This is a genomic window from Pseudomonas sp. UFMG81 (assembly GCF_015354575.1).
GTDB lineage: Bacteria > Pseudomonadota > Gammaproteobacteria > Pseudomonadales > Pseudomonadaceae > Aquipseudomonas.
The window spans coordinates 1-26,215 of sequence record NZ_JACAFQ010000030.1 but is presented as its reverse complement, the minus strand read 5'-3'; the positions used below and the strand labels follow the sequence as shown (position 1 = coordinate 26,215).

General features: G+C 63.4%; 25 protein-coding genes and 1 rRNA gene. 16 read left to right on the top strand and 10 right to left on the bottom strand.

Going from position 1 to position 26,215, the window contains the following annotated elements; genetic code table 11:
* Window positions 1-92 precede the first annotated feature (92 nt).
* The 7 genes from IX761_RS20075 to trpE all read left to right on the top strand — a co-directional run bounded on the left by IX761_RS20075 (window position 93) and on the right by trpE (window position 7,827).
* The gene (locus IX761_RS20075; RefSeq protein WP_194791253.1) at window positions 93-1,205 is read left to right on the top strand and encodes an ABC transporter ATP-binding protein; all 1,113 of its coding nucleotides are present in this window, start codon (window positions 93-95) and stop codon (window positions 1,203-1,205) included.
* 40 nt (window positions 1,206-1,245) lie between these two features.
* Window positions 1,246-2,280: an ABC transporter substrate-binding protein gene (locus tag IX761_RS20070; RefSeq protein ID WP_194791252.1), complete on the top strand. Its 1,035-nt coding sequence runs from the start codon at window positions 1,246-1,248 to the stop codon at window positions 2,278-2,280.
* A gap of 194 nt (window positions 2,281-2,474) precedes the next feature.
* Complete coding sequence (locus tag IX761_RS20065; protein WP_194791251.1) at window positions 2,475-3,722, top strand: ABC transporter permease; 1,248 nt, start codon at window positions 2,475-2,477, stop codon at window positions 3,720-3,722.
* 11 nt (window positions 3,723-3,733) lie between these two features.
* Window positions 3,734-4,561: an ABC transporter permease gene (locus IX761_RS20060; RefSeq protein ID WP_125462360.1), complete on the top strand. Its 828-nt coding sequence runs from the start codon at window positions 3,734-3,736 to the stop codon at window positions 4,559-4,561.
* Window positions 4,562-4,782: 221 nt separating this feature from the next.
* The gene (gene rpe, locus IX761_RS20055; protein ID WP_031315131.1) at window positions 4,783-5,457 is read left to right on the top strand and encodes a ribulose-phosphate 3-epimerase; all 675 of its coding nucleotides are present in this window, start codon (window positions 4,783-4,785) and stop codon (window positions 5,455-5,457) included.
* Window positions 5,454-6,272, top strand: a complete 819-nt coding sequence (locus IX761_RS20050) for a phosphoglycolate phosphatase (protein WP_194791250.1) — start codon at window positions 5,454-5,456, stop codon at window positions 6,270-6,272. The genes rpe and IX761_RS20050 overlap by 4 nt, the downstream gene beginning before the upstream one ends.
* Before the next feature lie 70 nt (window positions 6,273-6,342).
* Window positions 6,343-7,827 carry an anthranilate synthase component I gene (trpE, locus tag IX761_RS20045; protein WP_194791249.1) on the top strand — a complete coding sequence of 495 codons (1,485 nt, stop codon included), beginning with the start codon at window positions 6,343-6,345 and terminating at the stop codon, window positions 7,825-7,827.
* A gap of 239 nt (window positions 7,828-8,066) precedes the next feature.
* Here the strand turns inward: trpE and estP are convergent, their stop codons facing one another.
* Window positions 8,067-9,956, bottom strand: a complete 1,890-nt coding sequence (gene estP, locus IX761_RS20040) for an esterase EstP (RefSeq protein WP_194791248.1) — start codon at window positions 9,954-9,956, stop codon at window positions 8,067-8,069.
* Between the two features lie 369 nt (window positions 9,957-10,325).
* Between estP and IX761_RS20035 the strand changes: the two genes are divergently transcribed.
* From IX761_RS20035 to IX761_RS20020, 4 genes are all read left to right on the top strand, one after another.
* Window positions 10,326-10,919: an aminodeoxychorismate/anthranilate synthase component II gene (locus IX761_RS20035; RefSeq protein ID WP_194791247.1), complete on the top strand. Its 594-nt coding sequence runs from the start codon at window positions 10,326-10,328 to the stop codon at window positions 10,917-10,919.
* A 9-nt stretch (window positions 10,920-10,928) separates the two neighbouring features.
* Window positions 10,929-11,978, top strand: coding sequence for an anthranilate phosphoribosyltransferase (gene trpD / locus IX761_RS20030; RefSeq protein WP_194791246.1), 1,050 nt, complete (start codon window positions 10,929-10,931; stop codon window positions 11,976-11,978).
* Complete coding sequence (trpC, locus tag IX761_RS20025) at window positions 11,975-12,808, top strand: indole-3-glycerol phosphate synthase TrpC (RefSeq protein WP_194791245.1); 834 nt, start codon at window positions 11,975-11,977, stop codon at window positions 12,806-12,808. The genes trpD and trpC overlap by 4 nt, the downstream gene beginning before the upstream one ends.
* 147 nt (window positions 12,809-12,955) lie before the next feature.
* The gene (locus tag IX761_RS20020) at window positions 12,956-13,660 is read left to right on the top strand and encodes a lipoate--protein ligase family protein (RefSeq protein ID WP_194791244.1); all 705 of its coding nucleotides are present in this window, start codon (window positions 12,956-12,958) and stop codon (window positions 13,658-13,660) included.
* Here the strand turns inward: IX761_RS20020 and crp are convergent.
* A complete protein-coding gene (crp, locus tag IX761_RS20015) occupies window positions 13,657-14,301 on the bottom strand; it encodes a cAMP-activated global transcriptional regulator CRP (RefSeq protein WP_194791243.1) in 645 nt (214 codons plus the stop codon). The two genes, IX761_RS20020 and crp, sit on opposite strands and share 4 nt — an antisense overlap.
* A gap of 190 nt (window positions 14,302-14,491) precedes the next feature.
* Between crp and IX761_RS20010 the strand changes: the two genes are divergently transcribed.
* Window positions 14,492-14,914: an OsmC family protein gene (locus IX761_RS20010; protein ID WP_004376171.1), complete on the top strand. Its 423-nt coding sequence runs from the start codon at window positions 14,492-14,494 to the stop codon at window positions 14,912-14,914.
* Between the two features lie 87 nt (window positions 14,915-15,001).
* Here IX761_RS20010 and IX761_RS20005 read toward each other — a convergent pair whose 3' ends face one another.
* From IX761_RS20005 to hemJ, 6 genes are all read right to left on the bottom strand, one after another.
* Window positions 15,002-16,039 carry a DUF2157 domain-containing protein gene (locus tag IX761_RS20005; protein ID WP_194791242.1) on the bottom strand — a complete coding sequence of 346 codons (1,038 nt, stop codon included), beginning with the start codon at window positions 16,037-16,039 and terminating at the stop codon, window positions 15,002-15,004.
* 10 nt (window positions 16,040-16,049) lie between these two features.
* Window positions 16,050-16,697: a 2-polyprenyl-3-methyl-6-methoxy-1,4-benzoquinone monooxygenase gene (gene coq7 / locus IX761_RS20000; RefSeq protein WP_194791241.1), complete on the bottom strand. Its 648-nt coding sequence runs from the start codon at window positions 16,695-16,697 to the stop codon at window positions 16,050-16,052.
* A gap of 65 nt (window positions 16,698-16,762) precedes the next feature.
* The gene (locus IX761_RS19995) at window positions 16,763-17,101 is read right to left on the bottom strand and encodes a histidine triad nucleotide-binding protein (protein ID WP_153785970.1); all 339 of its coding nucleotides are present in this window, start codon (window positions 17,099-17,101) and stop codon (window positions 16,763-16,765) included.
* Between the two features lie 64 nt (window positions 17,102-17,165).
* Window positions 17,166-17,942 carry an SDR family NAD(P)-dependent oxidoreductase gene (locus IX761_RS19990; protein ID WP_194791240.1) on the bottom strand — a complete coding sequence of 259 codons (777 nt, stop codon included), beginning with the start codon at window positions 17,940-17,942 and terminating at the stop codon, window positions 17,166-17,168.
* Window positions 17,943-17,993: 51 nt separating this feature from the next.
* Window positions 17,994-18,950, bottom strand: coding sequence for an NAD(P)H-dependent flavin oxidoreductase (locus tag IX761_RS19985; protein WP_194791239.1), 957 nt, complete (start codon window positions 18,948-18,950; stop codon window positions 17,994-17,996).
* Between the two features lie 30 nt (window positions 18,951-18,980).
* Entirely contained in the window at window positions 18,981-19,406 is a 426-nt protein-coding gene (hemJ, locus tag IX761_RS19980; RefSeq protein WP_194791238.1) for a protoporphyrinogen oxidase HemJ, read from the bottom strand.
* Window positions 19,407-19,546: 140 nt separating this feature from the next.
* Between hemJ and argC the strand changes: the two genes are divergently transcribed.
* Window positions 19,547-20,581, top strand: a complete 1,035-nt coding sequence (argC, locus tag IX761_RS19975) for an N-acetyl-gamma-glutamyl-phosphate reductase (RefSeq protein WP_194791237.1) — start codon at window positions 19,547-19,549, stop codon at window positions 20,579-20,581.
* Window positions 20,582-20,725: 144 nt separating this feature from the next.
* Entirely contained in the window at window positions 20,726-21,076 is a 351-nt protein-coding gene (gene erpA, locus IX761_RS19970; RefSeq protein ID WP_186522465.1) for an iron-sulfur cluster insertion protein ErpA, read from the top strand.
* Window positions 21,077-21,136: 60 nt separating this feature from the next.
* Here erpA and IX761_RS19965 read toward each other — a convergent pair whose 3' ends face one another.
* Together IX761_RS19965 and IX761_RS19960 are read right to left on the bottom strand one after the other, a co-directional pair.
* Entirely contained in the window at window positions 21,137-22,228 is a 1,092-nt protein-coding gene (locus IX761_RS19965) for an anhydro-N-acetylmuramic acid kinase (protein ID WP_194791236.1), read from the bottom strand.
* A 4-nt stretch (window positions 22,229-22,232) separates the two neighbouring features.
* Complete coding sequence (locus IX761_RS19960) at window positions 22,233-23,654, bottom strand: peptidoglycan DD-metalloendopeptidase family protein (protein WP_194791235.1); 1,422 nt, start codon at window positions 23,652-23,654, stop codon at window positions 22,233-22,235.
* 213 nt (window positions 23,655-23,867) lie between these two features.
* Here IX761_RS19960 and tyrS point away from each other — a divergent pair, with 213 nt between their 5' ends.
* Both tyrS and IX761_RS19950 read left to right on the top strand, forming a co-directional pair.
* Window positions 23,868-25,067 carry a tyrosine--tRNA ligase gene (gene tyrS, locus IX761_RS19955; protein ID WP_194791234.1) on the top strand — a complete coding sequence of 400 codons (1,200 nt, stop codon included), beginning with the start codon at window positions 23,868-23,870 and terminating at the stop codon, window positions 25,065-25,067.
* 729 nt (window positions 25,068-25,796) lie between these two features.
* A 16S ribosomal RNA gene (locus IX761_RS19950) occupies window positions 25,797-26,215 on the top strand; the annotation flags it as partial.

Sequence of the window (26,215 nt, the reverse complement as noted above, 5' to 3'; positions counted from 1 at the left end):
GATGGCATTCTCTCAGCAGCCCCGATTTGCGGGGGCTTTCGCCTCTTCTACGCTGTTGCCCACGCAGTCATTCCAACAAGAAGGTGCAGGGCATGAGCGAGGCGAATTCGAACGAGACGCTGGTCAGCTTCCGTGGTGTACAGAAGAGCTACGACGGCGAATCGCTGATCGTCAAAGACCTCAACCTGGACATTCGCAAGGGCGAGTTCCTCACCCTGCTCGGCCCTTCCGGTTCGGGCAAGACCACCAGCCTGATGATGCTGGCCGGCTTCGAGACCCCCACCGCCGGCGAAATCCAGCTGGCCGGGCGCTCGATCAACAACGTGCCGCCGCACAAGCGCGACATCGGCATGGTGTTCCAGAACTACGCGTTGTTCCCGCACATGACAGTGGCCGAGAACCTGGCCTTCCCGCTGACCGTGCGCAACCTGAGCAAGACCGACGTCAGCGAGCGGGTCAAGCGGGTACTCAACATGGTCCAGCTCGATGCCTTCGCCAAGCGCTACCCCGGTCAGCTGTCCGGTGGCCAGCAGCAGCGTGTGGCCCTGGCCCGTGCCCTGGTGTTCGAGCCGCAACTGGTGCTGATGGACGAACCCCTCGGGGCCCTGGACAAGCAACTGCGCGAACACATGCAGATGGAGATCAAGCACATCCACCAGCGCCTGGGCGTGACCGTGGTGTACGTGACCCACGACCAGGGCGAGGCGCTGACCATGTCCGACCGGGTGGCAGTGTTCCACCAAGGCGAGATCCAGCAGATCGCCGACCCGCGCACCCTCTACGAAGAGCCGTGCAACACCTTCGTCGCCAACTTCATCGGTGAGAACAACCGCATCAACGGCACCCTGCTGGCCAGCGATGGCAAGCGTTGCCAGGTGCAACTGGGCCGCGGCGAACGGGTGGAGGCGCTGGCGGTGAATGTTGGCCAACCCGGCGAGCCGGTCACCCTGTCGATCCGCCCCGAGCGCGTGCGCCTCAACGGCCACAGCGAAAGCTGCGTGAATCGGTTCTCCGGCCGGGTGGCCGAGTTCATCTACCTGGGTGACCACGTACGGGTGCGCCTGGAGGTTTGCGGCAAGGCCGACTTCTTCGTCAAGCAGCCGATCGCCGAACTCGACCCGGCCCTGGCCGTGGGCGATGTGGTACCGCTGGGCTGGGAGGTGGAGCACGCTCGCGCGCTCGATCCGATTGCACACGCCCACTGATGGATTGCTTCACCAACCCTGTACTGTGGAGAGAATAATAATGCGCAAGCAGTTGAAACTGACCGCCCTGGCCCTGGGGCTGTTCGCCGCCGGCCAAGCCATGGCCGCGGACCTGACCGTGGTGTCGTTCGGGGGCGCGAACAAGGCGGCCCAGGTCAAGGCGTTCTACGAGCCGTGGGAGAAGGCAGGCAAGGGCAAGATCGTCGCCGGTGAGTACAACGGCGAGATGGCCAAGGTCAAAGCAATGGTCGACACCAAGAGCGTGAGCTGGAACCTGGTGGAGGTCGAGTCCCCTGAGCTGGCGCGCGGTTGCGACGAGGGTATGTTCGAGGAGCTCGACCCGGCCCTGTTCGGCAACGAAAGCGATTACGTGCCGGGTGCCATCCAGCCTTGCGGTGTGGGCTTCTTCGTCTGGTCCACGGTCATGGCCTACAACGCCGACAAGCTCAAGACCGCGCCCACCAGCTGGGCCGATTTCTGGGACACGAAGAAATTCCCGGGCAAGCGCGGCCTGCGCAAAGGCGCCAAGTACACCCTCGAATTCGCCCTGATGGCTGACGGTGTCGCCCCCAAAGAGGTGTACACCGTGCTGGCCACCAAGGAAGGCCAGGACCGCGCCTTCAAGAAGCTCGATGAGCTCAAGCCGAGCATCCAGTGGTGGGAAGCCGGTGCCCAGCCACCGCAGTACCTGGCCTCGGGTGACGTGGTCATGAGCTCGGCCTACAACGGCCGCATCGCCGCCGTGCAGAAAGAGAGCAACCTGAAGGTGGTGTGGAACGGCGGCATCTACGACTTCGACGCCTGGGCCATCCCGAAAGGCGCCAAGGATGTGGAAGAGGCGAAGAAGTTCATCGCCTATACCGTCCAGCCCCAGCAGCAGAAGACCTACTCCGAGAACATTGCCTACGGCCCGGCCAACAGCAAGGCCGTGGACCTGCTCTCGGCCGAGGTGAAGAAGGACATGCCGACCACGCCTGAGAACATCGCCAACCAGGTGCAGATCGACGTGGCGTTCTGGGCCGACAACAGCGAGCAGCTCGAGCAACGCTTCAATGCCTGGGCGGCGAAGAAGTAAACGACGTGAAGCCGCTCAGTCCGTGAAGCCTGTAGGAGCGGCCTTGTGTCGCGAAAGGGCTGCAAAGCAGCCCCGGCATTATTTGCATCACGGCTGAGATCCTGGGGCCGCTTCGCGGCCCTTTCGCGACACGAGGCCGCTCCTACAGGCACCGCGTCAAGCCTCAAAGTTTCCCTGTTTTCTCGGAGTTCGCCATGGCCATTGCAGTGCCACTCAACGAAGGCGCAGGCCCAAGCCTCAAACAGCGCCTCAAGCATGCCGAGCGGGTCAACCGCTGGAAGGCGCAGGCGTTGATCGCGCCGCTGGCGCTGTTTCTCCTGCTGGTGTTCCTGGTGCCGATCGCGGCGCTGCTGTTCAAGAGCGTCGGCAACCCGGAAGTGGTCGGGGGGCTGCCGCGCACGGTCGAGGTGATCAGCCAGTGGGACGGCAAGAGCCTGCCCGGCGAGGACGCCTACAAGGCGCTGAGCCAGGACCTGGCCGAGTCGCGCAAGAACCAGACCCTGGGCGATTTGTCCAAGCGCCTGAACATGGAGCTGGCCGGCTACCGCAGCCTGCTGGCCAAGACTGCGCGGGCGCTGCCGTTCAAGGCAGAACCTGCTTCTTATAAAGATGCCCTGCAAACGCTGGACGAGCGCTGGGGCGACCCGGCCTACTGGCAGGCGATTCGCCGCAACACCAGCAACGTCACGCCGTTCTACCTGCTGGCGGCCCTCGACCACCGTATCGACGACCTCGGTGAGCTGGCCAAGGCCACCCCTGACCAGGCCATCTACCTCGACATCTTCGCCCGCACCCTGTGGATGGGCGTGGTGATCACCGTGATCTGCCTGGTGCTGGCTTACCCGCTGGCCTACTTGCTGGCCAACCTGCCGACCCGGCAGAGCAACCTGTTGATGATCCTGGTGCTGCTGCCGTTCTGGACCTCGATCCTGGTGAGGGTGGCGGCGTGGATCGTGTTGCTGCAATCGGGCGGGTTGATCAACAGTGCGCTGATGGCCATGGGCTTCATCGACCAGCCGCTGGAACTGGTGTTCAACCGCACCGGCGTGTACATCGCGATGGTGCACATCCTGCTGCCGTTCATGATCCTGCCGCTGTACAGCGTGATGAAGGGCATCTCGCCCAGCTACATGCGCGCGGCGATCTCGCTGGGTTGCCACCCGTTCGCCAGCTTCTGGAAAGTGTACTTCCCGCAGACCTACGCCGGCGTAGGTGCTGGTTGTCTGCTGGTGTTCATCATCTCCATCGGCTACTACATCACCCCGGCGCTGCTGGGCAGCCCGAACGACCAGATGGTCAGCTACTTCGTCGCCTTCTTTACCAACACCAGCATCAACTGGGGCATGGCCACCGCCCTGGGCGGGTTGCTGCTGCTGGCCACCGTGGTGTTGTACCTGATCTATAGCTGGCTGGTCGGCGCCAGCCGCCTGCGCCTGAGCTGAGGAGCCTTGTCATGCTGAGCCCCTACATGTCGCCCGTGGAGCGGGTGTGGTTCTACACCTTGCGCATTCTCTGCGGGCTGGTGCTGCTGTTCCTGGTGTTGCCGGTACTGGTGATCGTGCCGTTGTCGTTCAATAGCGGGAGCTTTCTGGTCTATCCGCTGCAGGGCTTCTCGCTGCACTGGTACCAGGACTTCTTCGCCTCGGCCGAGTGGATGCGCTCGCTGAAGAACAGCATCATCGTCGCCCCGGCGGCGACGGTGCTGGCCATGGTGTTCGGCACCCTGGCCTCCATCGGCTTGACCCGGGGCGACTTCCCCGGCAAGTCGCTGGTGATGGCGCTGGTCATTTCACCGATGGTGGTGCCGGTGGTGATCATTGGCGTGGCCAGCTACCTGTTCTTCGCCCCGCTGGGGATGGGCAACAGCTTCATTTCGCTGATCCTGGTGCATGCGGTGCTGGGTGTGCCGTTCGTCATCATCACCGTGTCGGCCACGTTGCAAGGTTTCAACTACAACCTGGTGCGTGCAGCGGCCAGCCTGGGTGCCTCGCCATTGCTGACCTTCCGTCGGGTGACCTTGCCGCTGATCGCGCCTGGGGTCATCTCTGGTGCACTGTTCGCCTTTGCCACCTCGTTCGACGAAGTGGTGGTGACGCTGTTCCTCGCCGGGCCCGAGCAGGCCACCCTGCCGCGGCAGATGTTCAGCGGTATCCGCGAGAACCTGAGCCCGACCATCGCGGCGGCGGCGACCCTGTTGATCGCGTTTTCGGTGGTCTTGTTGCTGACGCTTGAGTGGCTGCGTGGGCGCAGTGAGAAGCTGAGGACCCAGCAGCCGGGCTGATGTTGATTGCCTGTACCGGCCCCTTCGCGGGCAAGCCCGCTCCCACAGGATTACCGTTGCCTCTGAGGGCAGCGCTGAACCTGTGGCAGCGGGCTTGCCCGCGAAAGGGCCGGTAAAGCGATCGAAGGTGCGGTGGTCGACACCGATTGACACCAATCAGCCCCGATTCGCTTCCCTGAGTTACAATGCGCGCCACCGTGATTCTGCCCAACAGGTGCGCCATGCAGCCCTACGCTATTGCCCCCTCCATTCTGTCCGCCGATTTCGCCCGCCTGGGCGAGGATGTGGACAAGGTCCTGGCCGCCGGGGCCGACATCGTCCACTTCGATGTCATGGACAACCACTACGTACCCAACCTGACCATCGGCCCGATGGTCTGCAGCGCCCTGCGCAAGTACGGCGTGACCGCGCCGATCGACGTGCACCTGATGGTCAGCCCGGTCGACCGCATCATCGGCGACTTCATCGAAGCCGGTGCCACCTACATCACCTTCCACCCGGAAGCGTCGCAGCACATCGACCGTTCGCTGCAACTGATCAAGGACGGCGGTTGCAAGGCCGGCCTGGTGTTCAACCCGGCCACCAGCCTGGATGCGCTGAAGTACGTGATGGACAAGATCGACATGGTCCTGCTGATGAGCGTCAACCCAGGCTTCGGCGGGCAGAAGTTCATCCCCGGCACCCTCGACAAGCTGCGCGAGGCCCGCGCGCTGATCGACGCCAGCGGCCGTGACATCCGCCTGGAGATCGACGGCGGCGTCAACGTCAACAACATCCGCGAGATCACCGCCGCTGGCGCCGATACCTTCGTGGCCGGTTCGGCGATCTTCAATGCCCCGGACTACAAGGAAGTGATCGACAAGATGCGTGCCGAAATGGCGCTGGCACGCGCATGAGCGGCTTCGAGCAGCTGTTCCCGGGGACGCTGCCCAGGCTGGTGATGTTCGATCTGGATGGCACCCTGATCGACTCGGTACCGGACCTGGCCGCAGCCGTCGACCGCATGCTGCTCGAACTTGGGCGCAAGCCCGCCGGGCTCGAGGCCGTGCGCCACTGGGTCGGCAACGGCGCCCAGGTGCTGGTGCGCCGGGCGCTGGCCGGCGGCATCGACCATGAAGCGGTGGACGATGCGCTGGCCGAGCGTGCGCTGGCGCTGTTCATGGAGGCCTATGCCGACAGCCATGAACTGACTGTGGTCTACCCCGGTGTACGCGACACCCTGCGCTGGCTGCGCAAGCAGGGGGTGGAGATGGCGCTGATCACCAACAAGCCCGAACGCTTCGTCGCCCCCTTGCTCGACCAGATGAAGATTGGCCGTTACTTCCGCTGGATCATCGGTGGCGACACGCTGCCGCAGAAAAAGCCTGACCCGGCGGCGCTGCTGTTCGTCATGAAGATGGCTGGCGTCGCGCCGCAGCAGGCGCTGTTCGTCGGCGACTCGCGCAGCGATGTGCTGGCGGCCAAGGCGGCCGGGGTGCAGTGCGTCGGCCTGACCTACGGTTACAACCATGGTCGCCCCATCGATGAGGAATCTCCCAGCCTGGTGCTCAGCGACCTGCGCCTGCTGCTGCCCGGTTGCTTAGTCACTGACACTGGGATAACGTTGGCGGACCTTCAAGCCCCGCACAGCAGAGACAACGACGTGGTGGTTACCGGCAAATTCTGGATGAAAGTCATCAAGGCCCTGGCCCGCTGGCGCTGGCGCGCCTGACTCCTGCCCGCCGGCGCCTGCCGGCCCGTCCGCTTGCCCGACCCCATTGCTGCTTGCCACGAGGCTAAACATGACCCGCGAAGAATTCCTGCGCCTGGCCACTGCCGGCTACAACCGTATCCCCCTGGCCCGCGAAACCCTGGCCGACTTCGACACGCCGCTGTCGATCTACCTGAAGCTGGCTGACCAACCCAACTCCTACCTGCTCGAATCGGTGCAGGGCGGCGAGAAATGGGGGCGTTATTCGATGATCGGCCTGCCGTCGCGCACCGTGATGCGGGTACACGGCTACCACGTCAGCATCCTGCAGGATGGCGTCGAGGTGGAAAGCCATGACGTCGAGGATCCGCTGGCCTTTGTCGAAACCTTCAAGGACCGCTACAAGGTGGCCGACATCCCGGGCCTGCCGCGTTTCAATGGCGGCCTGGTCGGATACTTTGGCTACGACTGCGTGCGTTATGTGGAAAAGCGCCTGGGTGCCTGCCCGAACCCGGACCCGCTGGGGGTGCCGGACATCCTGCTGATGGTCTCCGATGCGGTGGTGGTGTTCGACAACCTGGCCGGCAAGATGCACGCCATCGTGCTGGTCGACCCGAGCGACGAGCAGGCCTTCGAGCAAGGCCAGGCCCGGCTGGAGGCGCTGCTGGACAAGTTGCGCCAGCCGATCACGCCGCGTCGGGGCTTGGACCTGAGCGGCCCGATGGCCGCCGAACCTGCGTTCCGCTCCAGCTTCACCCAGGCGGATTACGAACGTGCGGTGGACACCGTCAAGGAGTACATCCTGGCGGGCGACTGTATGCAGGTGGTGCCGTCGCAGCGCATGTCCATCGATTTTGCGGCCGCGCCCATCGACCTGTACCGCGCCCTGCGTTGCTTCAACCCGACGCCGTACATGTACTTCTTCAACTTCGGCGACTTCCACGTGGTCGGCAGTTCGCCGGAAGTGCTGGTGCGGGTCGAGGACAATCTGGTCACGGTGCGCCCGATTGCCGGTACCCGTCCGCGTGGTGCTACCGAAGAGGCCGACCGCGCCCTGGAAGACGACCTGCTGTCGGACGACAAGGAAATCGCCGAGCACCTGATGCTGATCGACCTGGGGCGCAACGACGTGGGGCGTGTGTCGTCCACTGGTAGTGTGCGCCTGACCGAGAAGATGGTGATCGAGCGCTATTCCAACGTCATGCACATCGTGTCCAACGTCACCGGGCAATTGCGCGAAGGCCTGACCGCCATGGATGCGCTGCGCGCGATCCTGCCGGCCGGGACCTTGTCGGGTGCGCCGAAAATCCGTGCGATGGAAATCATCGATGAGCTGGAGCCGGTCAAGCGCGGTGTCTACGGCGGTGCCGTGGGCTACTTCGCCTGGAACGGCAACATGGACACCGCTATCGCCATTCGCACTGCGGTGATCAAGGATGGCGAGCTGCATGTGCAGGCCGGTGGCGGTATCGTCGCCGACTCGGTGCCAGCGCTGGAGTGGGAAGAAACCATCAACAAGCGCCGCGCGATGTTCCGCGCGGTGGCATTGGCTGAGCAGAAGCCGGTTAAGGATTGATGGGGCAGGGGCTGCTGCGCAGTCCTTTCGCCCAAAACCTTGCACGGCCCGTGCAGGAGCGGCCTTGTGTCGCGAATGGGCCGCAGGGCGGCCCCAGTGATCTTGGGAGTACTCGAGATCCTGGGGGCGCTGCGCACCCCGTTCGCGACACAAGGCCGCTCCTACAGGAAAGCCGTGCAAGACAGTTACGTGCGTAAACTTGTAGGGGCCGGAAAGGGCCGCAAAGCGGCCCCCGTAACTCAGAAATCGACGCTGAGCGCCACGCTCACCCCCTGCTGCCTCAGCTCATCGCTTTTACGCCAGTTGTAGTTCCCCCGCAGATTCACGCCCGGCGTCAGCTCGTGCACCACCCCCAGGCTGGCGCGGGTCAGGTTGCTGTCCGGCGTATAGCCGGTCAGGGTGAAGTCGTTCGCCGGCAACGTGGTCAGGCGTATGTTCACATCCTGTTGGTCATCCTCGAACTCATGCTCGCGCGCAACCTCGGCGAACAGCCGGGTGCTCGGCAAAACCTGCACGCTACCCAGCAACCCGGCCCCCAGGCGTCGGGATGTACGCTCCTGGTCATCGTAGCCAAGTGCAGTGGCACGGCCGCTCTTCTCGTCGTAGCCATCGACCTTGACCCGTGCATAGTCGGCGCTGATGAACGGCGCCAGTTGCCAGGTGCTGCCCTCTGCGGCCAGGTTGTAGCCAAGGCGGCTGGTAATGGCCCAGGCCTCGCCGTCGGTGTCGCCTTTCTCGCTACGCTCGTTCACCCCCAGGGCGAAGGTGCGCTTGAGGTCGTGGAAGTCCAGGTGCCCGACGGAAAGCGCCGCGTCTGCCCACCAGCGGTCCTGGCGGAACTGGGCGAAGGCGCTGGCCAGGTAGCTGTCGAGCTTGTAGTCCGAGTCCTGCTGGCCGGCCTCCAGCTTCTGCCGGTAGACCCCCCCAGCCAGGCCAAGGCGCCAGGCGTCATCCAGCCGATAGCTGCCACCGAGGGTGAGGTTATAGCCGCGCCCATCGCCGCTGGCGCTGCTGCGCTGGCTATCGAAGTCCAGGTCCTGGGCGCCGGTGGCGACGAACGCCTGCCACTGCCCGGTCGCCTGCCAGGGCGTTTGCCACTGATTGCGCAGCTCGTCCTGGTGCGCGCGAATGCTGGCATGGGCGATTTCCGGCAGTAGCGTGAGCTCCCAGGGGGCGGCGAGGATGGAATAGGCGTAGTCGGCGATCAGGCGTTGGCCGGCGATGGTGGGGTGCACCGCATCGTTGAACAGCAGGCGGGTGGGGTCGGGATTGCTGCCGTTCAGGCCATACACCGGGTTGCCCACGCAGCTGTTGCCGCTATAGCAGGTGCCGATCAAGTTCTGGTCGGTGGCGAGGCCGAACTGTGCTGGGCTGGCGATGGCCTCGCGCAACAGAACGGGTACGTTCAGCGGGATGATTTCGGCATCGACGGTGGCGAGCCGGCTGACCAGTGCCTGGTTGAACACGGTGGACAACTGCGACAACGGTCCCTGCTGCGGGGTGCCGCTGAAGTTGGGCGTCTGCCCCAGGTCTGGTAGCAGCCAGACCATGATGTAGCGGGCACCCCCGTGTTGCAGCGCCTGGGCGCTCGCCGCCAGCCGCGCGCCAGCGGCTGCGGCATCGGTGGGGCTGTTGACCAGGCCCTGGAGGAAGTCGTTGCCGCCGCCGGTCAAGTAATAGAGGGCGTTGGGGTCGGCCCGCAGGCCGTTGGCCAGGTAGCCGGGGCGCTCGCGCAGCACCGTGCCGGCGCCGGGGTTTCCGGGTGGGATGACCAGCCGTGAAGTGCCGGTGATCGAGTCCAGGATCTGTTGTGTGGTGTAGCCGCCGACCGCCCAGTTGTTACCGTCGGGACGAACGCCAAGCGATGTGGAGGGGTTGAGGTCGGTGGCCGAGACACCCAGCTTGCCGCCAAGAATCATCGGTGAAACTGGCGCGAAATTGCCGTTGGCGTCGCGGTTGGTGAAGCGCATGCCTGCACTGGCGCCGGTGAGGTCGGGAAACTGCCCGGCGTCGCTGAGGCTGTCGCCGAAGACGATGAGTGATGAATAAGGAGCGGGGGAGGCCATGGCCTGGCCGCAAGCGAGGGCCAGGATGGCGAAGGTCGTGCGCAAGGACGCAGCTTTGTACATGAAGATATCCTTTTCTTTGTTTTTATCGTGGCCAGCCGCATGACCCTAGCAGATACAGGGGCTTTGTCTGCCGTTGCATTCGTTACCCCGTGTTTACGGGCGTATTGCACCCGCCGCGTCGGTAGGCTACTGTGCCCAGACGTATGAACGAGACCTATCCCGTGTTGATCGTCAGCAAACTCTTGATGCGCGTTATCAAGGCCCACGCCCGTTGGCGTTGGCGCGCCTGACTTTTCCCCTGCCGGCTCGCCCGGCCCGCTTGCTTCCCTTCCTTTCGCTTCAATCGTCGCCTCGTGCGGGATCGCCCGCGCCCATGGCTGGCAGCGCAAGGCTCGAATCAAAAGTCAGTATTCAAGAGGTTCGTTCCAGATGTTACTGATGATCGACAACTACGACTCCTTCACCTACAACGTCGTGCAGTACCTCGGCGAGCTGGGTGCCGAAGTCAAGGTCATTCGCAATGACGAAATGACTATCCAACAAATCGAAGCCCTCAACCCCGAGCGCATCGTGGTATCCCCAGGCCCCTGCACCCCGAGCGAAGCCGGCGTGTCCATCGAGGCCATCCTGCACTTCGCCGGCAAACTGCCGATTCTTGGCGTATGCCTGGGCCATCAGTCCATCGGCCAGGCCTTCGGCGGCGATGTGGTGCGTGCGCGCCAGGTGATGCACGGCAAGACCAGCCCTGTGCTGCACCGGGACCTGGGCGTATTCGCGGGCCTGAACAACCCGCTTACCGTCACCCGCTACCACTCGCTGGTGGTCAAGCGCGAAACCCTGCCCGAGTGCCTGGAAGTCACCGCCTGGACCGCCCACGAAGACGGCGCGGTCGACGAGATCATGGGCCTGCGGCACAAGACCCTGAACATCGAAGGGGTGCAGTTCCACCCTGAGTCCATCCTCACCGAGCAGGGCCACGAGCTGTTCGCCAACTTCCTCAAGCAGACCGGCGGCCGCCGCTAAGGATCGACCATGGATATCAAGAGTGCGTTGAGCCGTATCGTCGGCCATCTGGACCTGTCCACCGAGGAAATGCGCGACGTCATGCACCAGATCATGACCGGCCAGTGCAGCGAGGCGCAGATCGGCGCTTTCCTGATGGGCATGCGCATGAAGAGCGAGAGCATCGACGAGATCGTCGGCGCGGTGTCGGTGATGCGTGAGCTGGCCGACAAGGTCGAACTGCAGACCCTCGACGGCGTGGTCGACATCGTCGGCACCGGTGGCGACGGCGCCAACATCTTCAATGTTTCCACCGCGTCGGCCTTTGTCCTGGCGGCGGCGGGCTGCACCGTGGCCAAGCATGGCAACCGTGCGGTGTCCGGCAAGAGCGGCAGCGCCGACCTGCTGGAGGCTGCCGGCATCTACCTGAACCTGACGCCGGTGCAAGTGGCACGCTGCATCGACAGCCTGGGGATCGGCTTCATGTTCGCCCAGAGCCATCACAAGGCGATGAAATATGCCGCGGGTCCGCGTCGTGACCTGGGGCTGCGTACCCTGTTCAACATGCTCGGCCCGCTTACGAATCCGGCCGGTGTGAAGCACCAGGTGGTCGGGGTGTTCACCCAGGCCCTGTGCCGCCCGTTGGCCGAGGTGCTACAGCGCCTGGGCAGCAAGCATGTGCTGGTGGTGCATTCGAAGGATGGCCTGGACGAGTTCAGCCTGGCCGCGCCGACCTTCGTCGCCGAGCTGAAGAATGACCAGATCACCGAGTACTGGGTCGAGCCCGAAGACCTCGGCATGAAGAGCCAGAGCCTGCACGGCCTGGCGGTCGAAGGGCCGCAGGCGTCGCTGGAACTGATCCGCGATGCGTTGGGGCGGCGCAAGACCGAGAACGGCCAGAAGGCTGCCGAAATGATCGTGCTCAATGCCGGCGCGGCACTGTATGCCGCCGATCACGCCATGACCCTGGCGCAGGGCGTGGAGTTGGCTCACGACGTGCTGCACACCGGGCTGGCCTGGGAGAAATTGCAGGAGCTGGGCGCATTTACCGCGGTATTCAAGGTGGAGAACGAAGCATGAGCGTGCCGACGGTGCTGGAAAGAATCATCGCTCGCAAGTTCCAGGAAGTGGCCGAGCGCAGCGCGCGGGTCAGCCTGGCCGAACTGGAGCGCCTGGCGAAGGCCGCCGATGCCCCTCGCGGCTTTGCCAAGGCGCTGATCGAGCAGGCCGGGCGCAAGAAACCGGCAGTGATCGCCGAGATCAAGAAAGCGTCGCCGAGCAAGGGCGTGATCCGCGAGGACTTCGTGCCAGCGGACATTGCCGTCAGCTACGAAAAGGGTGGGGCGACCTGCCTGTCGGTGCTCACCGACGTGGATTACTTCCAGGGTGCCGACCTCTATCTGCAACAGGCTCGCGCCGCGGTATCGCTGCCGGTGATCCGCAAGGACTTCATGGTCGACCCGTACCAGATCGTCGAGGCTCGCGCCCTGGGTGCCGACTGTGTGCTGTTGATCGTCTCGGCGCTGGACGACGTGAAGATGGCCGAGCTGGCCGCCACCGCCAAGGATGTCGGCCTCGACGTGCTGGTGGAAGTGCACGACGGCGATGAGCTGGAGCGTGCGTTGAAAACCCTCGACACGCCGTTGGTCGGCGTCAACAACCGCAACCTGCACACCTTCGAAGTCAGCCTGGAAACCACCCTCGACCTGCTGCCGCGCATCCCTCGTGATCGCCTGGCCATCACCGAGAGTGGCATCCTCAATCGCGCCGATGTCGAACTGATGGAAATCAACGAGGTGTATTCGTTCCTGGTCGGCGAGGCATTCATGCGCGCCGAGCAGCCGGGGTTGGAGTTGCAGCGGCTTTTCTTCCCTGACCAGATGAAGAAGACCGTTCAGGCACTGGACTGATCGAACAGCAAGCCGGCATTCGTTGCCGGCTTTTTTGTAGGCCTGTTCTGGCCTCTTCGCGGGCAAGCCCGCTCCCACAGGGTTTGCATTTGTGGGAGCGGGCTTGCCCGCGAAGAGGCCGATAAATCCAACATCTTAGGTGGCTCAATGACCAACCAACCCTTGGCCCTCACCGTCGAACAGGGCCTGCATGCCGAGCAGGAGCTGCTGGCCGCGGTGTGCCGTGGCGAGCGTGACGCTGGCGTGCTGTTCTGGCGCCCGACCGACCATGCGCTGGTGATGCCGCGCCGCATGAGCCGGCTGGACAACTTCGAAGCCGCCTGCGCCGAGCTGGCGATTGCCGGCTGGCCGGTGCTGTTGCGTGAAACCGGCGGTGAGCCGGTGCCGCAATCCCACGCGACGGTGAACGTCGCGCTGGTCTATGTGGCGCCGCGCAGCGAAGGCGACCATGGCCGTATCGAAAATGCCTATGAACGCCTGTGCCTGCCACTGTGCGACGTGCTGCGTGAATGGGGCGGTGTAGCCTCGGTGGGGGAGATCGACGGCGCCTTCTGCGATGGCCGCTACAACGTCAACCTCAATGGTCGCAAGCTGGTCGGCACTGCCCAGCGCTGGCGCCAGGGGCTGGGCGGCAAGCGCCCGGTGGTGCTGGTGCATGGCGCGCTGTTGCTGGACAACGAGCGCGAGTCGATGGTCGCGGCGGTCAATCGTTTCAATGAATGCTGCGAGCTGGAGCAGCGCTGCCGGGCCGACAGTCATATCGCCCTGCACGAGGTGGCGCCCGCAGTGCCCTGGTTCGAGCGCTTGTCGCAGGCCTACGGCGAGGTGATCGCGGCGTTGCCCAAGGATTAACGGGTGCCGTAGACCACCATGGTCTTGCCCTTCACCTGGACCAGGCTGCGCTCCTCGAGATCTTTCAGCACGCGGCCGACCATCTCCCGCGAGCAACCGACGATGCGGCCGATCTCCTGGCGGGTGATCTTGATCTGCATGCCGTCGGGGTGGGTCATGGCGTCCGGTTGCTTGCACAGGTCGAGCAGGCAGCGGGCGACGCGCCCGGTGACATCGAAGAAGGCCAGGTCGCCAACCTTGCGCGTGGTGTTGCGCAGGCGCTGGGCCATCTGGCTGCCCAGTGCATAGAGGATTTCCGGGTCCTGGCGGCCCAGTTCACGGAACTTGTCGTAGCTGATCTCGGCCACTTCGCATTCGGTCTTGGCGCGTACCCAGGCGCTGCGCTGGTGTTCCTGGCCGGCGGGTTCGAACAGGCCCAGCTCACCGAAGAAATCGCCGTTGTTGAGGTAGGCGATGATCATTTCATGGCCGTCGTCGTCTTCGATGAGGATGGTCACCGAGCCCTTGATGATGAACGACAGCGTCTCGGCCCGGTCGCCCGCGCAGATGATGTTGCTCTTGGCCGCGTAGCGGCGGCGCTGGCAGTGGGCCAGGAGCTTGTCGATGTTCTTTATCTTGGGGGCAAGGGCAGAGGAGACCATCACGAAATCCTGTTCGATGCGACGCATTGGCTTTTATATAGGCGGTCTGGCGCAATGTGCCAGTGAATTGGCGCCAGCTTAACAGACACTCCGCTTTCTATCGGCATGAAAGCGGCACGTCTTGAGCTTTTCCGACAGGCCTACAAGGTCTAAGCTGGCACCCTTTTCAAAGAATCGGGAGTCCGGATAGATGAAGGCACGCATCCAGTGGGCCGGTGAAGCGATGTTCCTCGGCGAGTCGGGGAGCGGCCATGTCGTGGTGATGGACGGCCCACCCGAGGCCGGGGGCCGCAACCTGGGCGTGCGCCCGATGGAGATGCTGCTGCTTGGCCTGGGCGGCTGCAGCAGCTTCGATGTGGTCAGCATCCTGAAGAAGTCGCGCCAGGCGGTGGAGAGCTGCGAAGCCTTCCTTGAAGCCGAGCGCGCCAGCGAAGACCCGAAGGTGTTCACCAAGATCCACATGAATTTCGTGGTCAAGGGGCGTGGGCTCAAAGAGGCCCAGGTCAAGCGTGCGGTGGAGCTGTCGGCCGAGAAGTATTGCTCGGCGTCGATCATGCTCGAGCGCGCCGGGGTGGAAATCACCCATGGTTACGAGATTGTCGAACTGGGTTGAGGTTCGGCCGCAGCAGAGCGCGGGGCAAGCCCGCCCCCACGGAGGTTGACCTGTGGGAGCGGGCTTGCCCCGCGATGTTTTGTGCGCTCAGCGGCGCAAGGCTGGCAGTGCCTGCAGCAACCAGCCCGGTAACCGTGCCCGCAACCCTTGGCTAAGGCGCTCCCGCCGCTTTTGGTACTGCAAGCCGAGCGCAATCACGCCCAGCCCGATCAGGGTAATCACCAACGGGAACAGCAGCGAGTCGGCGAACACCTCGTACGAGAGGTAGCCCAGGTACATCGCCACCCCCATCGCCCCGAACACCATGAACACCGGCCGGCGCAACAGCACCGCCAGGCCCATCAGCCCCAGGTTGATCAGGCAGTACAGCGCCTTGCCCAGTTCACTGGCGCTTTCCATCGAGGTCAACCCGCCCCAGAACGCCAGCAGGCCGGCCAGGTAGCCCCAGCCGGCATAGTCTTGCCGGGTACGGCCGTCCACGACGATGAACGCCAGCAGCAGGGCCAGGCCAAACCAGATCGATACCGTGCGTCGCTGCTCCCAGCTGAACAAGTCGCCATATACCCATTCGCTCAGGTCCATGGACATGAACCACAGGGCCACGGCGATTGGCATGACGATGAACGGGAAGGGAATCAGCCGCAGCATCAGCAGGCCGGCGAGTACGGTAGCAGCCTCCATGGCCAGCCAGCCGCCCTGCACGTAGGTGTAGTACTGGTGATAGTCGCTTTGTGCATCGTCCAGCGGCCACCAGCCCACCAACCGCTCCACGGCGAATATCGCCAGTGGCACGATGCTCACCGCCACGGCTGCCAGCACGCCGGCAGCGACGGGCTGCCCACGGCGCTGCAAGCCCAGTGCGAACAGGGTGAGCGCGGTGATGTAGAGGAAGGCGATGACCAGCAATGCGCCATCGCCGATGCGCATCCACGCCTCGGTGAGCAGCCAGCCCATCGCCCCCATGATCAGGAGGGCGCCGAAGTAGAAGGCGACATGGGCCAGTTGGAAGCTGCCGCGGCTTGGCGGCTGCTGGCGAAGGAAGTCCAGCAGCGCCTGGTCCTGGCCTTGTTGCAATACGCCAGCCTCCACCGCGCGAGCCAGGTCCTTGGCGTCGAAGCGTTCCATGGGCTGGGCCTCAGATACGGTAGGTGCTCTTGGTCATGACCTTGGCCATCAGGCTCATGCCGAAGCGAATGGGGGCCGGGAAGCGATAGCCGCCTGCTTCCAGGGCCGATTCGGCGTGGTGCTCCTCGTCGACGCGCATCTGTTCGAGGATGGCGCGCGACTTGCCGTCGCTCTCGGGGATCTGCTCGAGGTGCTCGTCCAGGTGCTTGCACACCTGATGCTCGGTAGCGGCGACGAAGCCCAGGCTGACCTTGTCGCTGACCAGGCCGGCGAGGGCGCCGATGCCGAACGACATGCCGTAGAACAAGGGGTTGAGCACACTGGGGTGGCTGTTGAGCTGGCGAATACGCTGCTCGCACCAGGCCAGATGGTCGATTTCTTCTTCCGCCGCGTGCTCCATGGCCTTGCGCACCTGGGGCAGCTTGGCGGTCAGGGCCTGGCCTTGATAGAGCGCCTGGGCGCAGACTTCACCGGTGTGGTTGATGCGCATCAGGCCGGCGACGTGACGGGATTGTTGCTCGTCGAGCTCGGTATCCGGTTGAACGATTGCCGGCGACGGGCGAGAAGGTTGGCCGCTGAAGGGGAGCAAGGTGCGCATGGCGGTATCGGCCTGCAGCAACAAGCGGTCGAGCGGCGAATAGTGACGTTCGGTAGCCATCGGGCACCTCCGCAAGAGTGTGCCCGACAGTTTACCGCAATTGGCTGGAGGGGGCTTGCCCTGGATCAGCCCGGTGGCCAGTGCATCTGGCGCTGGCCGAGCACATGCATGTGGATGTGGTAGACGGTCTGGCCGCCTTTGGGGTTGCAGTTCATGACAACCCGGAAACCTTCTTCGCAGCCCTGCTCGATGGCCAGCCGCTGGGCAGTGAACAGGATGTGGCCAGCCAGGGCCTTGTCCTCTTCGGTCAAGTCGTTGAGGGTGCGGATGTGTTTCTTCGGGATGACCAGGAAATGGACCGGCGCCGCGGGGGCGATATCCTTGAAGGCCAGGATCTGGTCATCTTCGTAGATGATATCCGCCGGGATTTCCCGGTTGATGATTTTGAGGAATAGATCGTCCACAGCACGTGCTCCATGGTGAGTGTCCGGGCCGAGTGTACTGAGCCCGCTGCCACTCGCCCAGTGCTTATTCCATGCCGAGCGGGCAGTAGCGACGGTGGATCACGCCGGCCAGCTTGCGCACCAACCAGCGCGGCAACAGGCGTGGGGCCAGGGCCAGCCAGCGGTTGCGGCGGCCGGGGATGATCAGCGCACGGTTCTTGTCCAGCGCGCGCACGGTGTACAGCGCGATCTCTTCGGGGCTCGGGCTGCTGGCGTCGAGGCGGGGAATACGCCGGCGCGACGAGCGCACCGGCCCGGGGCACAGTACCGATACCTTGATGCCGGTACGCCCGAGTTCTTCACGCAACGCTTCGCTGAAACTGAGCACATAGGCCTTGCTGGCGGCATAGGCGGCCATCCAGGGGCCGGGTGCGACGCCGGCAAGGCCCGCGACATTCAGGATCTGCCCGCCACCCTGGACGGCCATCAGGTTGCCGATGGCGTGGCACAGCCGGCTCAGGGCCAGGATGTTGACCTCCAGCAGGTCCTGCTCGTAGGCCCACTCATGGGCGAGGAACGGCCCGTAGGTACGTTGCCCTGCGCAGTTGACCAGCAGGTCGATGCGCCGCTCGCCTTCTTCGAGCTCCAGCACGAAGCCGGACAGGCGCAACGGCTGGCTGAGGTCGCAAGCACGGAACAATACTTCCACGCCAAAGCGTTGGGTCAGTTCGATGGCCACCGGCTCCAGCGTCTCGCGCTGGCGTGCCACCAGGATCAGGTTGCGCCCGCGCCGCGCCAGGGCCTCCGCCAGGGCCAGGCCCAGGCCGCTGGAAGCACCAGTGATCATGGCGTAACGGGTCATGCAAGGCTCCTGGGGGGTAAGGGGCGCCTAGTGTACAGCCTGGCCATTTTGCTACAAGGCGTTGCCGCGCAGCTGTTGCGCACGGCCCAGGGCGGCCCGGTATTCGACCTGCAAGCGTTCGATCAACTGCGCCGCGCTGGGCAGGTCGTGGATCCCTCCGACGCCCTGGCCTGCGGACCAGACGGTCTTCCAGGCCTTGGCCTCCTCATCCAGCGGCTTGAGCTTGCCGGTTTCGGGGTTGCTTTTGAGTGCCGCAAGGTCGTAACCGGCCTGCTCCAGGCTCTGGCGCAGAAAGCTGGCGGGAATGCCCGAGACGGCCGGCGTATGGACGATTTCCACGGCACTGGCGCTGAGGATCATCTGTTTGTAGGCTTCCTGCGCGTGGCTCTCGCGGGTGGCGATGAAACGGGTGCCCATATAGCCCAGGTCCGCACCCAGCAACTGCGCGGCCAGTAGTTCATGGCCGTGGTTGAGGCAGCCGGCCAGTAGCAGGGTCTTGTCGAAGAACTGGCGGATCTCCGCGATCAGGGCGAACGGGCTCCAGGTCCCGGCATGGCCGCCCGCGCCGGCGGCCACGGCGATCAGCCCGTCGACGCCGGCCTGCGCAGCTTTCTCCGCATGCCGCCGGGTAGTGACGTCGTGGAACACCACGCCGCCATAGCTGTGCACGGCATCGACCACCTCCTTGACCGCGCCAAGGCTGGTGATGACGATGGGCACGCGGTGCTCGACGCACAGGGTCAGGTCGGCTTGCAGGCGCGGATTGGTCGGATGGACGATGAGGTTGACGGCATAAGGGGCTGGCGCCTGTAGTTGCGCCAGGCCCGCCTCGATCTCTTGCAGCCAGGCCTTGAAGCCGGCGCTGTCACGCTGGTTCAACGCCGGGAAACTGCCCACTACGCCATTGGCGCAGCAGGCCAGTACCAGTTGCGGGTTGGAGATCAGGAACATCGGTGCGGCCACCAAGGGCAAGCGCAGGCGTTGTTCGAGCGAGGCGGGCAAGGACATGGCGAAGCTCCAGTTGAGGTTGGCTTATGCTCAGAACGGTTTGACCACCACCAGAATTACGATACCCAGCAGGATGACCACCGGCACTTCGTTGAACCAGCGGTAGTAGACATGGCTGCGGGTGTTGGTGCCGGCGGCGAAGCGTTTGCGTTGGGCGCCGCAGATATGATGGTAGGCGGTCAGCAGCACCACCAGGGTCAGTTTGGCGTGCAGCCAGCCTTGGCTCAGCCAACCAGGGTTGAGGTACAGCATCCAGCCGCCGAACACGTAGGTGGCGATCATCGCCGGGTTCATGATGCCGCGGTACAGCTTGCGCTCCATGGTGGTGAAGCGTTCCTGGCTGATGCTGTCCTGGCTTTGGGCGTGGTAGACGAACAGGCGTGGCAGGTAGAACAGGCCGGCGAACCAGCACACCACGCTGACGATGTGCAGTGCCTTGATCCATAGGTAGAGCATGGGATGTTCCTTCAGGTTTTCACGGTCGTCCGAATAGTAGTGGGCAAGCGCCGAAGGGTCATGCGAAGAGTTGTTACAGACGGGCGCGGCCCCTATTATCGTGCGCTTTCCAGTGGGTTCGTTGATAAGGGGCAAGCGTTATGATCAAGGTCGGTATCGTCGGCGGCACGGGCTACACCGGTGTCGAACTGCTGCGTCTGCTGGCGCAGCATCCACAGGCCGAGGTGGCGGTCATCACCTCGCGCTCCGAGGCGGGCGTGGCGGTTGCCGACATGTATCCGAACCTGCGCGGTCACTATGACGGGCTGGCCTTCAGCGTGCCGGACAGCAAGGCCCTTGCGGCCTGTGACGTGGTGTTCTTCGCCACCCCGCACGGCGTGGCCCACGCCCTGGCGGGCGAGCTGCTGGCGGCTGGAACCAAGGTCATCGACTTGTCCGCCGACTTCCGCCTGCAGGACGCGGTTGAGTGGGGCAAGTGGTACGGCCAGCCGCATGGCGCGCCGGAGCTGCTCAAGGATGCGGTGTACGGCCTGCCGGAAGTGAACCGTGAAAAGATCCGCCAGGCTCGTCTGATCGCCGTGCCGGGTTGCTACCCGACGGCCACCCAGCTGGGCTTCCTGCCGCTGCTGGAGGCCGGCTTGGCAGACCCTTCGCGGCTGATCGCCGACTGCAAGTCGGGCGTGAGTGGTGCCGGCCGTGGCGCGGCGGTGGGCTCGCTGTTCTGCGAGGCTGGCGAGAGCATGAAGGCCTATGCGGTCAAAGGGCATCGCCACCTGCCGGAAATCAGCCAGGGCCTGCGCCTGGCTGCCGGCAAGGACATCGGGCTGACCTTCGTACCGCACCTCACACCAATGATCCGTGGCATTCATGCCACGCTCTACGCCAACGTCGTGGACACCTCGGTCGACCTGCAGGCCCTGTTCGAGAAGCGCTACGCCAACGAACCGTTCGTCGACGTGATGCCGGCCGGCAGCCATCCGGAAACCCGTAGCGTGCGTGGCGCCAACGTCTGCCGTATCGCCGTGCATCGGCCACAGGGCGGCGACCTGGTAGTGGTGCTGTCGGTCATCGACAACCTGGTCAAGGGCGCGTCGGGCCAGGCGGTGCAGAACCTGAACATCCTGTTTGGCCTGGACGAGCGCATGGGCCTGTCCCATGCCGGCCTGCTGCCGTAAGCCAGGCGCATGTTCAAAGGCCCGCCCTGTGCGGGCCTTTTTGTGTGCGCGACTAAAGCCGCACAATTGTTGACCGATTTTCTCGGAGAAGCGGATAATGCGCGGCATCGAGTTTTATGGCGGCACTGCGCCGGGAGAATCAACATGAGCGTCGAAACCTTCACCCCTACGGCTTTGGAATTCACCCCAGGGGCTGCGCACAAGGTCAAGACCCTGGTCAGCGAAGAGGGTAACGACCGTCTGAAGCTGCGTGTGTTCGTGACGGGCGGGGGCTGCTCGGGCTTCCAGTATGGCTTCACCTTCGATGAAGATGTGGCCGAGGATGACACCATCGTCGAGCGCGAAGGCGTTGCCCTGGTGGTCGACCCGATGAGCTACCAGTACCTGGCGGGCGCCGAGGTGGACTACCAGGAAGGCCTGGAAGGTTCGCGCTTCGTGATCAAGAACCCGAATGCCACCACGACTTGTGGTTGCGGTTCGTCGTTCTCGATCTGACCGTCCAGCTGTAATGAAAACGCCGCGCAATTGCGCGGCGTTTTGCATTCTGTGATGGGCTTATGCGGGGTAGATCGCGCCGAGAATACGCAGGCCCCTGGCGGCGGTCACGCTGGGGCGGTTGGCGGGGATGCCTTCGAGACAGCAGTGGGCCAGCCAGGCGAAGGCCATGGCCTCGACCCAGTCAGCATCGATACCGTGCGCTGCCGTGCTGGAGGTCTTCGCTCCCGGCAACAGCTGCGCCAGGCGCGCCATCATTGCCCCGTTGCGGGCGCCACCCCCGCACACCAGCAAGGCTTCGGTGCCCGTCTGGGCTTGGCGCAGTGAGTCGATGATGCTTGTTGCGGTCAGCTCCAGCAGGGTGGCCTGCACATCTTCGTCGCGATAACGGGGCAGGCCGGCGAGGTGCCCGTCCAGCCAGGGCAGGTTGAACACTTCGCGACCGGTACTTTTCGGGCCACTGCCGGCGAAGAACGGGTCGCTCAGTAACGTGCTCAGCAGGGCTTGCTGAACGACCCCGCTGGCTGCCCAGGCACCATCGCTATCGAACGCCTGGCCACGCTTGCGCTCGATCCAGGCATCCAGCAGCACGTTGCCCGGCCCGCAGTCGAAGCCGTGCACCGGCTTGTCCCGCTCGATCAGGCTCAGGTTGCTGAAGCCACCCACGTTCAGGACCGCCAGGTGCTGGCCCAGGTGGCCGAACAAGGCCTCGTGGAACGCCGGCACCAGTGGTGCGCCCTGGCCGCCGGCCGCCACGTCACGGCGGCGGAAGTCGCCCACCACGCAAATGCCCGTCAGCTCTGCCAGTAGGGCCGGGTTGCCGATCTGCACAGTGAAGCCGCGGGCGGGTTCGTGGCGGATAGTCTGGCCATGGCTGCCGATGGCGCGAATCGCATCTGCTTGGAGGCCTTGTGTGGCCAGCAAGTGGTTGATGCCCTGGGCGGCCAGGGTGGCCCAGCGGTTCTCCGCCAGCGCTGCGCGGGCGATTTCGTCCGGGCCGCTGCTGCACAGGGCCAGTAGCTCCTGGCGCAAGTCGGCAGGCATGGGGAGGTAGCGGGTGGCGAGCAGCCGGGGCTGCTCACTTTGCTCGATCAGGGCGATGTCCAGGCCATCGAGGCTGGTGCCGGACATCACCCCCAGGTAGAGCGCCATACCGTCAGCGCTTGTTGGCAGCGAGCAGGGTGGCCTTTTCCTGATCCATGCGAGCGATCAGGGGTTGGCTCTGCTGGTTGAAGCGCGCGCGCTCCGACTTGGCGATCGGGTCGGCCATCGGCACCTTCTGGCTCAGAGGGTCGACGTGCACGCCGTTGACCTGGAACTCGTAGTGCAGGTGCGGGCCGGTCGACAGGCCGGTGGTGCCGATATAGCCGATGACCTGGCCCTGCTTGACGCTGCTGCCGGTCTTGATGCCCTTGGCGAAGCCCTGCATATGGCCGTAGAGCGTTTTGTAAGAGTTGCCGTGGGCGATGATCACGGTATTACCGTAGCCGCCGCGACGGCCGGCCAGCTCGATGCGACCATCGCCCGCAGCCTTGATCGGTGTGCCGCGCGGGGCGGCATAGTCCACACCCTTGTGGGCGCGGATCTTGTTCAGGATGGGGTGCTTGCGGCCGGCGGAAAAGCGTGAGCTGATGCGGGCGAAGTCTACCGGCGTGCGGATGAACGCCTTGCGCAGGCTGTTGCCGTCGGCGGTGTAGTAGTTGGTGTTGCCCTGCTTGTTGGTGTAGCGCACGGCGGTGTACGTCTTGCCGCGGTTGGTAAAGCGGGCGGAGAGAATGTTGCCGGTGCCGATGACCTTGCCGTCCATCACCTTCTGCTCGTAGACCACGTCGAACTCGTCGCCAGGGCGGATGTCCTGGGCGAAGTCGATGTCGTAGCCGAGGATGCGCGCCATGTCCATGGTCATGCTATGGGACAGGCCGGCACGTTGGGCGGAGGCGGACAGCGAGCTTTTGATCACGCCGTGGGCGTAGGCGCTACGTACCACCGGCTTGCTGACTTCACGATCGAAGCTGAAGCCTTTGTCGGTACGGGTGAGGCGGATGGTCTCGAGGTTGCTGACCTTGCTGTGCAGGCTGGTAAGCTGGCCGTCCTTGTCCAGTTCGAACTGCAGCACTTGGCCGTGCTTGAGCTGGCTGAACTGCTTGGCTTGCTTGTTGCTCGCCAGTACGTCATGGACCACGTTGGCTGGCAAGCCGACCTTGTTGAAGAGGGTCGACAGGGTATCGCCACGGGAAACCACGACTTCGCGGTGGCCAGGGGCCTTGTCTTCCTGTTTGGCGACCGGGGTGGGCGCTGGCTTGGTTTCGGTCTTGGCGGTTTCGGCTTCGTCGTCTTCGATCTGGGCGAAGGGCGAGTCGCTGTTCTGCTCGGCCTGCAACAGAGGCGCGCTCCGGGCTTCGTCCTTCAGCTGATCGGCCGGGCTTTCGAGCTCCAGGCTGAGGGTGGTTTTCTTGGCTTCCACTTCACTGGAAGGGAAGACCAGCAGCGCCAGGCTGAGTAGGGCGGCGATGCCACTGGCGGCCAACAGATGGCTCTTCGGATAAAGCGGGGGCGCTTTAGGCGGTTCGTTGGTCATAGGTGAGGTGACTTTGAAAAAGGTGAAATGGAAAAGATGAATGACATGATGAAGATGAAATAACTGTATAAAATATAACCAAATCCATTCTCACGCAAGGGCGCGTAGACGTTGCGCTGCGCCGTTCGGGTCACATTCCTTTGCGAAACTTGTATTTGATGGCCGATCTTGTATGGTTGGCTCCCCTTGAATCTGAGCCTTGCGGGTCTGTCTATGAAGTCGGTTGAAGAGCAGCTGGCGCTTATCAAGCGCGGTGCGGAAGAGGTATTGGTCGAGTCGGAACTGGTGGAGAAGCTCAAGCGCGGCCAACCGCTGCGCATCAAAGCGGGCTTCGACCCAACCGCGCCTGACCTGCACCTGGGGCACACGGTGCTGATCAACAAGCTGCGACAGTTCCAGGAGCTGGGGCACCAGGTGATCTTCCTGATCGGCGACTTCACCGGCATGATCGGCGACCCGAGCGGCAAGAGCGCCACTCGTCCGCCGCTGACCCGCGAGCAGGTGCTGGACAACGCTGAGACCTATAAGCAGCAGGTGTTCAAGATCCTTGATCCGGCAAAGACCGAAGTGGCGTTCAACTCCACCTGGATGGACAAGCTCACGCCTGCCGACTTCATCCGCCTGGCTTCGCAGTACACCGTCGCGCGTATGCTTGAACGTGACGACTTCGACAAGCGTTACACCAGCAACCAACCGATCGCGATCCATGAGTTCCTTTACCCGCTGGTGCAGGGTTATGACTCGGTGGCGTTGCAGGCGGATGTGGAGCTGGGTGGTACCGATCAGAAGTTCAACCTGCTGATGGGGCGCGAGTTGCAGCGCTCGTATGGTCAGGAGGCGCAGAACATCGTCACCATGCCGCTGCTCGAAGGCCTCGACGGCGTGAAGAAGATGTCCAAGTCGCTGGGCAACTATGTCGGTATCCAGGAAGCGCCGGGAGTGATGTACAGCAAGCTGGTGTCGATCCCGGATACCTTGATGTGGCGTTACTTCGAACTGTTGAGCTTCCGTTCCATGGAAGAGATCGATCAGTTCCGGGCTGATGTTGCGGGTGGTGCGAACCCGCGTGATATCAAGATCAAGCTGGCGGAAGAGATTGTTGCGCGTTTCCATGGTGAAGAGGCTGCGGCCAATGCGCACCGTGCAGCGGGTAACCGGATGAAGGAAGGCGAGCTGCCGGAAGATCTGCCGGAGGTCGAAGTGACTTCGGCTGAGGATCTGCCGATCGCTGCTGTGCTGAACCGGGCTGGCCTGGTGAAGAACTCGGCGCAGGCGCGGGATCTGCTCAGTGGTGGTGCGGTCAAGGTTGATGGTGCAGTGGTTGAGCGTGACTTCATGTTTGCCATTGGCGCGACCCATGTATGCCAGGCGGGCAAGAAGGCGTTTGCTCGGGTTACGCTGAAGGCTGAGTGATTGGCGGGTGGTGTAGCTATATAGAAGCGGGGAGGCCGGTAGGCCTCCCCGCTTTCGTTGGGGGCGTGGGGTGGTTGGCTATAGGCAGTGTGAGGGCTGCCAGGCGCCTGCCATTGTTTCTACAGAGCCCTTGAAGTCGAGCGCCGCGCGGGCGGCGCTCGATCTGATGGACGTAGCACGGGGTGCGGCAAGCCCCTGGCGGCCGTTGCACGGTCTTTTCCCCTTATATTTCAATTTCTTGAAATCAAAGGTTGACGCGCTTTCAGATCCCCTTATAATGCGCCCCACTTCCAGCGACAACGAAACGCGAAACTCCTTGAAAATCAACGAGTTAAGCGATTCGAAAGCTCCGGAGGTGCTTCGGTCTCACGATCGATAGCGGTGAAAAAAGGTGGTTGACAGCAGGTTGTAATGCTGTATGATTCGCCTCCCGCTACGAGAGATCGCAGCGAGTCAAGTGTTTGAAGCTAAACGAGTTTCTCGGAAAAACTTCAAAATAAACGCTTGACAGCAAATGAGGAAAGCGTAGAGTGCGCGCCTCGGCTGAAGCGAAACGCTAAAGCCAACCGCTCTTTAACAAATTGAATCAAGCAATTCGTGTGGGTGCTTGTGAGTACGGACTGATAGTCACAAAGATTATCAGCATCACAAGTGACCATGCGAGAAATCACATAGTCATTTGAGATTGCTGAGCCAAGTTTAGGGTTTCTTAAAAACCCAAGCAGTATTGAACTGAAGAGTTTGATCATGGCTCAGATTGAACGCTGGCGGCAGGCCTAACACATGCAAGTCGAGCGGATGACGGGAGCTTGCTCCTTGATTCAGCGGCGGACGGGTGAGTAATGCCTAGGAATCTGCCTGGTAGTGGGGGACAACGTTTCGAAAGGAACGCTAATACCGCATACGTCCTACGGGAGAAAGCAGGGGACCTTCGGGCCTTGCGCTATCAGATGAGCCTAGGTCGGATTAGCTAGTTGGTGAGGTAATGGCTCACCAAGGCGACGATCCGTAACTGGTCTGAGAGGATGATCAGTCACACTGGAACTGAGACACGGTCCAGACTCCTACGGGAGGCAGCAGTGGGGAATATTGGACAATGGGCGAAAGCCTGATCCAGCCATGCCGCGTGTGTGAAGAAGGTCTTCGGA

What these genes read in the sequence shown, in the direction of transcription:
- IX761_RS20075 (WP_194791253.1), top strand. Translation starts at nt 93, where the DNA reads ATGAGCGAGGCGAATTCGAACGAGACGCTGGTCAGCTTCCGTGGTGTA.
- IX761_RS20070 (WP_194791252.1), top strand. Translation starts at nt 1,246, where the DNA reads ATGCGCAAGCAGTTGAAACTGACCGCCCTGGCCCTGGGGCTGTTCGCC.
- IX761_RS20065 (WP_194791251.1), top strand. Translation starts at nt 2,475, where the DNA reads ATGGCCATTGCAGTGCCACTCAACGAAGGCGCAGGCCCAAGCCTCAAA.
- IX761_RS20060 (WP_125462360.1), top strand. Translation starts at nt 3,734, where the DNA reads ATGCTGAGCCCCTACATGTCGCCCGTGGAGCGGGTGTGGTTCTACACC.
- rpe (WP_031315131.1), top strand. Translation starts at nt 4,783, where the DNA reads ATGCAGCCCTACGCTATTGCCCCCTCCATTCTGTCCGCCGATTTCGCC.
- IX761_RS20050 (WP_194791250.1), top strand. Translation starts at nt 5,454, where the DNA reads ATGAGCGGCTTCGAGCAGCTGTTCCCGGGGACGCTGCCCAGGCTGGTG.
- trpE (WP_194791249.1), top strand. Translation starts at nt 6,343, where the DNA reads ATGACCCGCGAAGAATTCCTGCGCCTGGCCACTGCCGGCTACAACCGT.
- estP (WP_194791248.1), bottom strand. Translation starts at nt 9,956, where the DNA reads ATGTACAAAGCTGCGTCCTTGCGCACGACCTTCGCCATCCTGGCCCTC.
- IX761_RS20035 (WP_194791247.1), top strand. Translation starts at nt 10,326, where the DNA reads ATGTTACTGATGATCGACAACTACGACTCCTTCACCTACAACGTCGTG.
- trpD (WP_194791246.1), top strand. Translation starts at nt 10,929, where the DNA reads ATGGATATCAAGAGTGCGTTGAGCCGTATCGTCGGCCATCTGGACCTG.
- trpC (WP_194791245.1), top strand. Translation starts at nt 11,975, where the DNA reads ATGAGCGTGCCGACGGTGCTGGAAAGAATCATCGCTCGCAAGTTCCAG.
- IX761_RS20020 (WP_194791244.1), top strand. Translation starts at nt 12,956, where the DNA reads ATGACCAACCAACCCTTGGCCCTCACCGTCGAACAGGGCCTGCATGCC.
- crp (WP_194791243.1), bottom strand. Translation starts at nt 14,301, where the DNA reads ATGGTCTCCTCTGCCCTTGCCCCCAAGATAAAGAACATCGACAAGCTC.
- IX761_RS20010 (WP_004376171.1), top strand. Translation starts at nt 14,492, where the DNA reads ATGAAGGCACGCATCCAGTGGGCCGGTGAAGCGATGTTCCTCGGCGAG.
- IX761_RS20005 (WP_194791242.1), bottom strand. Translation starts at nt 16,039, where the DNA reads ATGGAACGCTTCGACGCCAAGGACCTGGCTCGCGCGGTGGAGGCTGGC.
- coq7 (WP_194791241.1), bottom strand. Translation starts at nt 16,697, where the DNA reads ATGGCTACCGAACGTCACTATTCGCCGCTCGACCGCTTGTTGCTGCAG.
- IX761_RS19990 (WP_194791240.1), bottom strand. Translation starts at nt 17,942, where the DNA reads ATGACCCGTTACGCCATGATCACTGGTGCTTCCAGCGGCCTGGGCCTG.
- IX761_RS19985 (WP_194791239.1), bottom strand. Translation starts at nt 18,950, where the DNA reads ATGTCCTTGCCCGCCTCGCTCGAACAACGCCTGCGCTTGCCCTTGGTG.
- hemJ (WP_194791238.1), bottom strand. Translation starts at nt 19,406, where the DNA reads ATGCTCTACCTATGGATCAAGGCACTGCACATCGTCAGCGTGGTGTGC.
- argC (WP_194791237.1), top strand. Translation starts at nt 19,547, where the DNA reads ATGATCAAGGTCGGTATCGTCGGCGGCACGGGCTACACCGGTGTCGAA.
- erpA (WP_186522465.1), top strand. Translation starts at nt 20,726, where the DNA reads ATGAGCGTCGAAACCTTCACCCCTACGGCTTTGGAATTCACCCCAGGG.
- IX761_RS19965 (WP_194791236.1), bottom strand. Translation starts at nt 22,228, where the DNA reads ATGGCGCTCTACCTGGGGGTGATGTCCGGCACCAGCCTCGATGGCCTG.
- IX761_RS19960 (WP_194791235.1), bottom strand. Translation starts at nt 23,654, where the DNA reads ATGACCAACGAACCGCCTAAAGCGCCCCCGCTTTATCCGAAGAGCCAT.
- tyrS (WP_194791234.1), top strand. Translation starts at nt 23,868, where the DNA reads ATGAAGTCGGTTGAAGAGCAGCTGGCGCTTATCAAGCGCGGTGCGGAA.